Origin of the sequence: Bacillus canaveralius, assembly GCF_002860125.1 — a bacterium.
Taxonomy (GTDB): domain Bacteria; phylum Bacillota; class Bacilli; order Bacillales; family Cytobacillaceae; genus Bacillus_BJ; species Bacillus_BJ canaveralius.
Genome location: NZ_PGVA01000049.1, coordinates 34,437 through 45,894, shown reverse-complemented (window position 1 = coordinate 45,894; position 11,458 = coordinate 34,437). Strand labels below are relative to the sequence as shown.

At 41.8% G+C, this 11,458-nt stretch carries 12 protein-coding genes; 1 reads left to right on the top strand and 11 read right to left on the bottom strand.

Annotated features, from left to right (window positions below; translation table 11 throughout):
- Positions 1 to 54: 54 nt before the first annotated feature.
- The 3 genes from CU635_RS17955 to CU635_RS17945 all read right to left on the bottom strand — a co-directional run bounded on the left by CU635_RS17955 (position 55) and on the right by CU635_RS17945 (position 2,528).
- On the bottom strand, positions 55 to 1,134 hold the full coding sequence (locus CU635_RS17955) for a pre-toxin TG domain-containing protein (protein ID WP_101578756.1): 1,080 nt from the start codon (positions 1,132 to 1,134) through the stop codon (positions 55 to 57).
- Positions 1,131 to 1,448 (bottom strand): DUF5082 domain-containing protein, encoded by a 318-nt coding sequence (locus tag CU635_RS17950; RefSeq protein WP_101578755.1) that lies wholly within the window; start codon positions 1,446 to 1,448, stop codon positions 1,131 to 1,133. The genes CU635_RS17955 and CU635_RS17950 overlap by 4 nt, the downstream gene beginning before the upstream one ends.
- 321 nt (positions 1,449 to 1,769) lie before the next feature.
- Positions 1,770 to 2,528, bottom strand: a complete 759-nt coding sequence (locus CU635_RS17945) for an SDR family oxidoreductase (RefSeq protein WP_101578754.1) — start codon at positions 2,526 to 2,528, stop codon at positions 1,770 to 1,772.
- 178 nt (positions 2,529 to 2,706) lie between these two features.
- On the opposite strand from CU635_RS17945, the gene CU635_RS17940 reads away from it, so the two are divergent.
- Positions 2,707 to 3,312: a TetR/AcrR family transcriptional regulator gene (locus tag CU635_RS17940; protein ID WP_101578753.1), complete on the top strand. Its 606-nt coding sequence runs from the start codon at positions 2,707 to 2,709 to the stop codon at positions 3,310 to 3,312.
- A gap of 261 nt (positions 3,313 to 3,573) precedes the next feature.
- On the opposite strand, the gene CU635_RS17930 is transcribed toward CU635_RS17940, so the two are convergent.
- The 8 genes from CU635_RS17930 to CU635_RS17895 form a co-directional block, all read right to left on the bottom strand.
- The gene (locus CU635_RS17930; RefSeq protein ID WP_180956610.1) at positions 3,574 to 4,080 is read right to left on the bottom strand and encodes a flavin reductase family protein; all 507 of its coding nucleotides are present in this window, start codon (positions 4,078 to 4,080) and stop codon (positions 3,574 to 3,576) included.
- 107 nt (positions 4,081 to 4,187) lie between these two features.
- On the bottom strand, positions 4,188 to 5,633 hold the full coding sequence (locus CU635_RS17925; RefSeq protein ID WP_101578750.1) for a purine-cytosine permease family protein: 1,446 nt from the start codon (positions 5,631 to 5,633) through the stop codon (positions 4,188 to 4,190).
- Positions 5,634 to 6,063: 430 nt separating this feature from the next.
- Positions 6,064 to 7,590, bottom strand: a complete 1,527-nt coding sequence (locus tag CU635_RS17920) for a 4-hydroxyphenylacetate 3-hydroxylase N-terminal domain-containing protein (protein WP_101578749.1) — start codon at positions 7,588 to 7,590, stop codon at positions 6,064 to 6,066.
- A gap of 4 nt (positions 7,591 to 7,594) precedes the next feature.
- Complete coding sequence (locus tag CU635_RS17915) at positions 7,595 to 8,506, bottom strand: polysaccharide deacetylase family protein (protein ID WP_101578748.1); 912 nt, start codon at positions 8,504 to 8,506, stop codon at positions 7,595 to 7,597.
- Positions 8,507 to 8,521: 15 nt separating this feature from the next.
- The gene (locus CU635_RS17910; RefSeq protein WP_180956609.1) at positions 8,522 to 8,944 is read right to left on the bottom strand and encodes a RidA family protein; all 423 of its coding nucleotides are present in this window, start codon (positions 8,942 to 8,944) and stop codon (positions 8,522 to 8,524) included.
- A 511-nt stretch (positions 8,945 to 9,455) separates the two neighbouring features.
- Positions 9,456 to 10,034 (bottom strand): TetR/AcrR family transcriptional regulator, encoded by a 579-nt coding sequence (locus CU635_RS17905; RefSeq protein ID WP_180955460.1) that lies wholly within the window; start codon positions 10,032 to 10,034, stop codon positions 9,456 to 9,458.
- 216 nt (positions 10,035 to 10,250) lie between these two features.
- The gene (locus CU635_RS17900; RefSeq protein ID WP_101578745.1) at positions 10,251 to 10,463 is read right to left on the bottom strand and encodes a PHP domain-containing protein; all 213 of its coding nucleotides are present in this window, start codon (positions 10,461 to 10,463) and stop codon (positions 10,251 to 10,253) included.
- Positions 10,464 to 10,524: 61 nt separating this feature from the next.
- Positions 10,525 to 11,424 (bottom strand): acetamidase/formamidase family protein, encoded by a 900-nt coding sequence (locus tag CU635_RS17895; RefSeq protein WP_101578744.1) that lies wholly within the window; start codon positions 11,422 to 11,424, stop codon positions 10,525 to 10,527.
- Positions 11,425 to 11,458 lie beyond the last annotated feature (34 nt).

Below are 11,458 nucleotides of genomic sequence, written 5' to 3'. Positions count from 1 at the left end.
GGCTACGCCATTATCTGGATGAGAAGGGAAATAATTCTCCTACAAACATTTTACTCATACAGACCCTTTAAAAATACTTGCTATTAAATGACCCCCATCATCATTAGATAGTCTATCGTTTCCACCAACTGTTCTTTGGGCATGAAGATTTCGGTTGGCTTTCCCTAATTCTAGTTTAGCTTCAGCAACCGTTATACGCCCATTACCATCAGTAGTATATTTATAGCCTTCACTCGTTGTATACTCTACATTTGGCTTTAACGCTTTTTTACGATTAACTTTTGTATATTGTTCGCCATACTCAACTTTATCAATATCCTTTTTCGCAACCCCAACCGATTTCTCAATCTTCGAACCATTCACCATCCGCATTACAGATTCCTTAGCATCCGCAAATGCTTCTCTCATCGAACTCTGCACTCGGGCATACCCGGCAAGCTGCGGTTGCAAGTACGTTGGTACAGGCAGGTCGCCTATCTTTTTAAAAGCTTTGTCAAACCATAATTTTGTTACCGTTAACGGTCCCCTGACCACATGATTGTATACTACTTTAAAAGCATCGGAAACCTTCTTCGGATTAAACACATTGCGCATTTTGATGAAGACTTCCGAATTTTTAGCGAGGGATGATAGTCCACTGATGGCAGCTGTGCCAGTAAGAGCTTTTCCTCCCTTAATGGCAGATTTCCCAACGACCCCGACCACCTTTGCCGGCGGGAAGAGGGTAGCTAAAACCATCCCGGTCGCAAGAGCTCGTTCTCCAGCCGACAGCTTTTTACCTGTGACCGGGTCATATTCGGCGAAAATTCGCTGGACATCGTACCAGCCGACCACTTCAAGAAGAAACTCCCCGATTTCACCTGCAAGCTTTTGATCGGCGTCTCTCATCTCGCCTGCCGTCATTTTGATTAAATGTTGTGCTTCATCAAGTTTATCCTTGTATCTTCTGATCGTTTCCTTGAACTCTGCTTCAAGGTCCTGAATTCCGCCAGGCAAAACGCCAGGAAAGTCTGCCAGCAGCGAATTGAAGTGCCAGGTTACAGCGTTAAGGGCTTGACTGCAATCTCGTTCCGCTTTGCCAATCTGATCCGCGAACTTCTCCAGCTCATCTACTTTGATCTGGATCTGGGTCATGACAGGGCCTCCACTTTCCTGCGCAATTTACGGATTTCTGCCCCAATTTCACTGACAAGATCGTCCCCTAAACTATAAACCTGATTGGCTGTCTGGTTCAATTCACCTGCAATCAACTCATAGGCTTCACGGGATTGGCCCTGCCAATTAGCCGCATAACAGCCATAAGCACTTCGATAAACCGCGGCTCCGTCTTCGAAATGAGCAGCGGCTTCTATGATATTGGACTTGTAACCTTGCAAGATATCAATCATCCAGAGATACTTCTGACGTTTCGCTTTTCTCTCAAGCTCTTCTAAAAGATTTAAATCCATGGCAACCTCCTAACGTCATTCTTCCGATGGCATTAAACCATTTAATTCCATAAATTGATATTACCAAAATTACCCTCACCACTGAACCAACTTTAGTACTGATTTTAGTGGATAATTACTCTAAAAGAGCTCACCTAGATAGATCGATATTCCTAAAATAATCTCTTCATAAAAAATAAAGCAAAGACATCTGCTTGGTAGATAAATAATGCCACGGAGGTAATAAAAGACTCATAACGCCGGCCCTGGTTTACTGCGCACATAGGCATTTAAAAAACCACCAAATACATTTGGTGGTCTACTAAATTATTGATTTATGGCTTAGTATGCAGTCCAACCTGAATCTGCGGTGACTACTGCACCGTTAACAAAACTTGATTCATCTGAAGCAAGGAATAATGCTACGTTAGCAATCTCTTCTGGTTGGCCCATACGCGGGTTAAGCGCCATTCCTGGTTGTGCGCGTCTCGCACCGTATTCATTGATATTTGTCATCGAGGAACTGATATTTGTCTCAACGCCACCTGGTGCGATTGCGTTACAACGTATGCCTTGTTGAGCATACATAAAACCAGTATTTTTTGTGAAACCAATCACTGCATGTTTAGAAGCAGTATAGGCTGCACCTGCACGAGCTCCATTTAATCCGCCCACAGACGCAACATTAATAATTACACCTTTTTGTTTCTCTAAAAAGATCGGTAACACCTTACGTGTACTGCGCATTACGCTTGTTGTATTAACAGCAAAGACACGTTCCCACTCACTATCTGAAATATCCGCTGCTGGTTCAAAATTATCCATAATTCCAGCATTATTAACTAAAATGTCTAGTGTGCCATAAGTATTGACAGCTGTATCAATTAGATTTTGAATATCATCTTCTTTTGCAACATTCGCTAATACAGCTATTGCTTCTCCGCCACTAGATTTAATTTCGGCTACTGTTGCATTTGCTAAGTCTAGATTAATATCAGAAACAACAACTTTAGCTCCTTCTCTTGCATAAAGTACAGCAATTGCTTTCCCCATACCAGACGCTGCCCCAGTCACCACAGCAACCTTATTTTCAAGTCTCATCCTAATTCCTCCCGTGCAAATTGTTAACAAATTAAGCAGAAGAACCAACATCTATTTATAGTATAATGAAACCAAACTACAAGACTCAATCAGCAAACGAAGATCCATTTGTTGTTTAATCAACACTATGGATTACATGTGTTTAATAACCAATGATATTGAACATAGGATGGTTAGAATGTCTAAAAACTCGGCCAATATTGATAGAAGAATTAAGAAAACAAAGGCTGCATTAAAAGTATCAATCATAACATTGATGCAACGGAAGGACTTTGAGGATATTTCCATTACTGATATCGTTCAGCTGGCAGACCTGAATCGGGGTACATTCTATAAGCACTATCAATACAAAGAAGAATTATTGGAGGAAGTGATAGATGATGTGATCACGGACTTGATCGCATCCTATCGTGAACCCTATCAAAATAGCGAAACTTTTGAGGTAAGAAACCTGACATCTTCTGCTATTAAAATATTTGAGCATGTTGCAAATTACTCCAGTTTTTACACACTCATTGTGCAATCAAATACATTATCAGGTTTTCAAAATAGAATATGCAATGAGTTAAGAAACCTCGCTTTACAAGATCTCGAAGACTGTCAGCCCAATTCTAAAATTAATCGTGAACTCCGTGGCAGCTATCAAGCATATGCTGTCTTTGGAATGATTATTGAATGGATAAATGACGGGTTTAAATACAGTTCGAACTATATGGCGGAACAGTTATTAGAAATTATTAAGAACAACCCTGCAAATCATATTTACAAAACCACGAGAATATAAGTAATAGATTTAAATTTCATCTCTTCTCCACCTCCCCTCGTTTTTTCAATTAAGCAGAAAAGCGATTCTGCATTAGAATCGCTTCCGTGAGCCATCAGTTTGTGCCCTTCATTGCCTTCCGTATGGTAAGGTTTGACGTTGTTGATGACATGAATAGTCGTTCTTAAATTCCATTCCAAGGGTACTCTTTTAAAATCATCGTCTAAATTCGGCAAGCCTACGTCTTGCATATCTCAAGGCCAGGCATACCTTTAACATTTTTTATACAACGGTTTCTTTTCGTTCTGTCCCGGTTGTAAAACTCCCAAATTCCCGGTGAAAATATAGGAGTGGCTGTTTAAATTCACCTAAATTTACATTCTCGACAAGCCCAATAAAAATGGTATGATCTCCGGCCACAACGGTTTTATCCACTTTACAATGAACATGTGCCAATGCGTTTTTCACGATATATGTCTTTTCTGCAGAATCACGCTCTACAAAGTCTTCAAAAAATTTGGGTGCTCCCGGTTTTGCTCCTGCTTTGGCTATGCTCGTTTGTTCATCGCTTAAAATACTTACCCCGAACTGCTGCTGTTCCTTAATTGCCTCCGTACTCGCATTTTTGGTAAATAGACTGACCATCAGCATCGGAGGGTCCATTGATATGGAACAGCAAGCACTTACTGTCGTTCCCCAAGGGCGTCCATCAACCTCTGTTGTAACAACCGTTACGCCCGCTGCCAAACGGCCCATTGATTCCTTGAATTTTTCCATAACTTCTTGCATACCAGGTTCCTCCTTATTACACTGGACATCCGGGTCCATTCAATAACTGAAACGCATCACGGCATGGTTAAAATGTACTTGTCTAGAAGGTTCCATGAGCACCATTTTCAGAGAAGCGACTCTTCGGAATTGGGTTGGACTGTTCCGACTTCCAATCCTTGCGGCAATGAATTTTTTTTCATCATGTAATAGATGACAGCTCCGACAATTGCAGACGAAACGAAGCTGACATCGACCCCGCCCAACATATTGACAAAAGGTCCAACGAACACGGTGGTGTTTGTAAATAATAATCCGATCACAACAGCTATGACCCATGCAGTCATGGCCGGGATATTAAAGCCATTCGAATACCAATATAATCCTCCACGTGTTTCGTGTAATTGTTGTGCCGAGTACTGTCCTTTAAATAGATAGTATCCAACTAGATTGATAGTTAGCCATGGAGATATGGCTACGATAATCAGAGTGACAAACGCGTTAATGATGTCGGTAATTTCATAAACAAACACAATCAGGAGAACAAGTAGAAGACCCACGATACTTACCATCACGGTAGTAATGATCCGGTTCAGCCCCCAACCCATCGTCTCCAGCCCGAGACCTGCGCCATAAAGGGCAAAGCATCCCTGAGTTAAGCTGCCAATCAATCCTACCAATAACAGAGGAAAGACGAACCATATCGGGGAAAGTTCAATAATCCCTTGCACCAGAGGGGTTTCCAGATTGGCAAACATAGTCGTTAAATAAGCTGCTGTATTCATACCGAGCCAACACCCGAAAAACATACCGCCGCCTGCTCCAAGTATAAGAGATCGGGCTTTTGTTGCGCTTGGGATATAGCGAGTATAATCATTGATCAAAGTGGCACAGGATACCGGGATTGATAACGCCACACTTGCTGACAAAAGCCAAGTGGACCAAAATCCGCCCAATAAATAGTCCCCTCCCCGATAAGTTGGATTAAAGTCAGGGAGAAAAACAAGGATTGCCAGGACAAGAATGGCTGCACAAATCCAAGCCCCAATTTTTTCAATTATAATAACCAGCGAATGACCATATATTGCGACAATACTTGTTATAATGCTGAGAATTAAAGCACAGGCGACAAGAACGGTATTTCCTTCGGGCCAGCCAAACAACTTATGTCCGCTGTAAACCAGTGATTGGGCACCGGTCCACACGGTTAACCCGTAGAAGCCGAGCGCAACGAAAATGGTTAGGCAAGCTCCTACTAATCGTCCTTTTGTGCCGAAGTGAGCCCCGCTGCTGACAGGTCCATTTGTTCCAGTTTTTTGTCCTAGTAAAGCCAAAGGCGCTATTAACAAGGAGCCAATGAAAAGCCCGATGGTATTGGCAAAAAATGCGTCCCACCATCCAAGTCCAAATACAATTGGCAGTGCACCGATAATCATAACCGAAAAACATAATTGAGCTCCGCCAAGCACAAAAAATACATTCAAAGGATTGGAGTTTCGATCGCTTTCGGCTATATAATCGATTCCACGGTTTTCCAGCGTCGTTTCATGCATCGCTTTTGCATTCGATTCCAAATTCTTGCACCGCCTTTCACATGTTTAATTTACGTTCACACCAAAAGCGTCGGGCCTGATATTCAGAGTTAGTCTTAACTAGAATAGTTGTACTTTAATGAACTACATCGTTCTAGCATTTACTTTTTTTCACATTTCTTTTCGTAATTGTGATGTCAAAATCCGGGAGGGGAATAACAGACGGTTTAAGTTTAACCAGTTTCCGATTATTTTTAACAGTTCAGCTTATTTGATGGATTAAACTCTGCATAATAGTAGCGCCAACATCTATGAAGATTTTTTTTGACAATAGAAGTGTAATTGTTTGCTAGGGAAGAATCCTGATGTCAGTTGTGAGGCTTAACTCGTAATTACTGGCGGTACAGTTGGTTTGCTGGCGCTAAAACCATGCATTGCACATATTCAAAATTCGAGTATATCGGAGATGCGTTTATTTTAAATCATGGGCATACAGGCGCTTAATCTTCTGGCGTGAATCAGGGAGGTTGAGATATTGACGGATATAGTCTACCGCTTCTGAACGGCTATACGATCTATAAAGTTCTGACTGAACAACAGGGGCATTTGTAGAATTGGTGTTTTCAAATAACGCGACCCTTGTAGCATGGCTGCCGCATGAAAGGTCCCAAAGGAAGTTAAAGAATTTGTTTTTCTCGCGTGCCGATACACCGGCTCCAGGTAAGTAATCTTCTAGAATCGGGCCAATTTCCGGATTTTCCCAAACTTTGCTCGTGAAACGGCTAATTAATCCCTGGCCGCTTAAATCGCGGAGAATGTGCATGACACGTGGATAGTGAATAATTGATTGCAAACGTCCGGCAGTGATGAATTCGGTCGAAGGCACCAATACCCCGTTCCACAATTCAGCTTCTTCCTCGGCAGCCAGAATGTGTGCCTTTAACGAAGCGGAGTAGGAGATTACTTCCGACACTAAATCTCGCACTCCCTGGAAGGAATCCGTTCCAAGGATATCAACGATTGTTTGCGCAGCACCTACAAAAATTTCCGAACGGTACATAAGACGTGCTAGTATATGCCAGTGACATAGAGCACAGGATTCTCTGTATAATCCCAATAATTTGGTGTTTCTAAGGCTGAAGATATATTCGCGAGGAATGAATACATGATCAAAAATCATCATATTATCCAGCTCTTCGCCGAATGAATCAATTGGATGATCCTCAAAATTTGAATCCGGTGAAGTCGTTGGCTCCCTTAGTACCAACGTCAAGCCTGGCGAGTTAATGGGAACAGCACACCAAAGAGCTGCATCCGGGTCCAGGTTCGGGGATGTGGCCGTCGACACTGTTGCAAAGTGGCCCTGGACTCCTACCGAGCCACAAGGTTTTGCCCCGCATAAAATGACACCGTCAGGGAGTTCTTCAACAACTCTTAACGTTCCCTTTTTTTCGCTGGGCGGCAGATTTTTATCTGTTTGGACGTCTGGAATCAAATCTGCGCTCATGACATTATGTTTTTGACTAAACTCTACAAACTTTCGCACATTTTCGGCGTAATCCGGATTTTCTTTTTCAATTTTATCAATGATGGATAGAAATCCCATCGCCATCATGGAACCATAATCATTCGGACGTCCAAAAACACCAAAGGTATGGTACGTACTTAAACGAAGCATTTCACGCCGATGTTTGAGGTCTTCTTTTGTCGTTGGCACCAGCCAGCCAGTGCTGTACCTTTTGCCATCCTCAGGGTTAATAAAAGTTGTTATATCCCTGGTTTCAGGGTCGAATTGTGAATCATAGACCTTCGCCAGGTTGTCAATTCCGCGTTTTAGGGCAGGGTGGGTCGTTACATCCGATATTAAATTCCCCTCTGCATCAATTACTCTTCTGCCATCCCTCAGGCTTTCTTTATACTGTTCACCTGTCATCAAATGTGGTTCTTGTCCCTTGCTTAAGACTTCTTTTAATTTATTCGTTGTCGCAATAACGGCCATTCCTTTAAACCCCTCTCACTGAATCTAATTTTAACTCCGGAATCCGCCCTTCATAATACGGAAGCTGATCCACTCGTGGTATGTAGCTTCCATCGTCCACACATTTTTTTACATGGAGTGCAATCTCCTCCAACGTCGCAAACCAAACATTGCCTTTCTGCAGCATATATTGAATCATCTTATCGATGGCGACACATCGTGCCAGCCTGCCTGATACAAAGGGATGCCATACAGATATCCACATTCCGCCATGCTCCCAGGCAGCATCAAATTCTGACAAAAATACCTCCATGGCACGCTTTGGCGAGTTTATCGGCATGACATAACCCAATTCCGAATTATGTGTGTATTGGGGCCAATCATCCATTGCCCAGTGGGTCGGCAATTCAAAGATTTCACCTGATTTTCCTTTTAAAATATAGGGAACATCGTCACCCATTAACGAAGAATCATATAAAAAACCCTCTTTCGCCAAAAACTCCAGTGAGTGTTTGGAGAAATTATACATTGGGGCTCTCCATCCCCTTGGTCGTTTCCCTGTAAATTTTTCGATTACATCAATCCCGCGATGAAGCCAATACAATTCTTCTTCAGCTGATAATTCATTTGGATGTTCATGCAAGTAGCCGTGATGAGCAATTTCATGGCCATCATTAAGGATTAATTCTACCGTTTTTGGATACCTTTCAATGACCCAGGCCGGGATAAAAAATGTCTGTTTTAGGTTATATTTTTTATACATATCAAGAATTCGGGGTATCGCAATTTCATCATATTTTAGCCATGACATGGTTGAGATCCTCGTATTTGCTGTGTCCGGGTGGGCCAGATGAAGGATACTGTCTGTATCCATATCGAAGGTAATAGCAATGGCACATTTTGCTCCATTTGGCCATGGAACAGGATTTTTAATCATTTATTTTCCTCCTTCCTACTCTCCATCGGGTACTACTGCAATTGCTTCCACTTCTATCAACAGATCCTCAAAGGCAAAACCGGCAATCCGTATGGCAGTTCCTACGGGACCAGGGTCAGCAAGGTACTCCATTCGTACTCTCGTCATCTTTTCCCAGAATTCAGTTGCTTCGTTTTCGTCTCCATCAAATACATAGTAGGTGTTTAATTTGACAATATCTTTCATATCAGCCCCTGCCTCGTTGAGCACCTTTCGAATATTCTCGAAAACGTTTCGTGTCTGGACTTCAATATCACCGACGCCTATCGTCTTGCCATTCTCATCCGCCGAGATTTGACCTCCTACAAAGATCAAGTTCCCGACTTTCCAGCCTTGCGAGAAGGGTACAGGCATGCTCCAATCCCAGTGATTTTTAGGCATGATTCTTGTCTTTTCCATCATTTCACCTCGTTATTTTTGAATACGTTTTGGCTTAAGGAAACGTCTTTTATTGGCCACTTCGGATTTCTATAATGGATCACCCCCTTAAATAAACTGAGATACCGTCCGCCCGATTTCGAAAATAAAGAAGCCATAACTATCCAAGCTTAATTATTTTCACTGTCCTCACTCTGGCTTTTTAAATGAAATTCAACGATTACTATTTTCTGTACCGTCTGGACGGTTGGTTTTTAACTTTTGGACTAATTATACCGTCCAGACGGTATAAACGTCAACGATATAATTTAAATATTTCGAATTTTTAGTAAGAAAAAAATTTAACCTTTTGGTTGGCTTTATTTGTTTGTTTTAGATGTTACTCATTAAGATTAAAAGTTTATTATTCCTGTTGTTTCATTGCATCCTTTGAACATTTATTTTCAGGAAACCAAAAAAAACAGTCCATCTTCAATGGACTGCGTGTTCTATATATTAAGAACTGTTCTGCTTAAAAAAAAATTTGATAACTTTACATCTGCCTGTCTGGCTCTTCTCCCAGGCCTTCCATTTTAGTAAGTTTAATTAAAGTTTCCAGTATTTTTTGTCGAAGTTCTCCCTGTGGAGGATTGAGCCCAAGCAAATCTGCATACCATAAGCCGTCTACCGCCAAAAATACGATATAGCCGAGAATCAAGTCATTATGATCATTTTCTATTTTTTGATGCCACTCCACATAACGTTCGCGCCAGGATTCAACCCATTCTGAATTAGATAACATGGTAGCAAGTAAACCGGAGCTCATCAGAAAGCGCAGGCCTCCCTGTTCAAAGGACGAGTTAGCAAAGCCGCGAAGCCATTTACCTGGGTCATTTTCTTCAAGTGCAGCGTGCTCCTCAATATGATTATTCGATAATTCCATCACATAGTTAATCATTTCCTTAATTAAGGTATCTTTAGTAGGAAAATGGTATAGTAATCCTCCTTTACTCATTCCCGCTTCTTTTGCAACGCCTTCAAGGGTTAAATGTGAAACCCCCTCTCTTCCCACCAGTTTGCATGCTTCTATCAATATCGTTTCACGTGTAGTAATAGACTTGTTTGTACTCACAATTAGCCTCCAATTAAATAATTTATGTATCATTAAATTCTTTGTAAAAACCCACATAATGGGAAGTCCTATATTAATGATATCGTAAATTAATCAATAATCAACTAATTAGAAAACGGTTTCTCGAATCATTGTTCCTTTAGCTTTGTCTCTACATCGTCACCCCATCTTTAAAAATCGCAATCTCCTTCCACAAAAAGCAGAAGGGCTCTTCTATCAAACTGTCTCCATATAAATCTTTCGTTCTTGAAGTTTTTCAAATTCAGCTAGATCGGTGGTATGCGAACCAATCATAGATTGTGTATCACTATAAAAACCATGGAAATCGGAGCCGCCTGTTTGGATTAAGTCAAACCGTTCTGCCAGTTCTTTTGCTTTTGCACGGGCCTTGCCGTCATGCAATGGGTGGTTGACTTCGATACCTTGCAAGCCAAGCTTGACCCATTCTGGTACGTTCCTAACCAGTCTGTTTACCCTGGAGAAGCACCCACTATTTTAGTTTGTATTCATATTGATCCAATATCCACTGTGGCAGTTCCATTCGAGCCGTCATTAAAGGGTCGACAACCTGGCAAATGCGTAGATCACCAACCAATGATAACAGCATTCCAGCTTCATCAATTTCAAGGCCAAGCTGCTTGACTAAAAACTGATGCATGTTGACGGTTGCTAATTTTGCTGCGTCATCCAATGTTTGCGCAGAGGCAATTGTTATTACTCTGTCTTCACTAACCAGCATTGGCAACGGAAGGGATTCCCCTTTTATAACATCCATTTTGACTGTTACTTCCCCTGGAACTTCCAGGCCGCATATCACAATCTCACCATCAGCCATAACCGCATGTAAATCACCCATGGATAGCAGCGCGCCAGACACGTTGACTGGTAAATACAATGTTGAGCCTTTAATAATTTTTTTGCAATCCATGTTCCCGCCGTGAGCACCCGGGGTTCCAGTAGGAATTTCTTCGTCTCCAGGTGCAGTGCCGATCACTCCGATCATCGGTTTAATGGGAATATGAATCTTGTCATTGAAAATGGCTTTCCCATCATATATCGGAATAATTTTTGTCGTTTCGCCCGTTACGATATCCCCTAGAACGCCAAGCTTAGGGGCAGTCGTCATGACTCCTTTACTATCAATCTTGATATCGATAATTGTTACTTTTAAAATATCCTCAGGCTCCGCCCCCTCGACAAATAATGGGCCTGTCGCGGGGTTAATTTTATCCCATCCGACTGAGCTAAAAGGCTGGTCTTCCTGCTGAATTTGATTACTGAAGCAGTCATAAGTTTCAAAAATGACCGTAGTCCCTGCTTCCACCTTTTTTACAGGTGCATTTTTTGGCGACATCTTAAGGATAGCTTGCTCTTTAGCAATAATCTCCATGATTGATGCTCCTTACTTTGTTTTTAGATAGCTT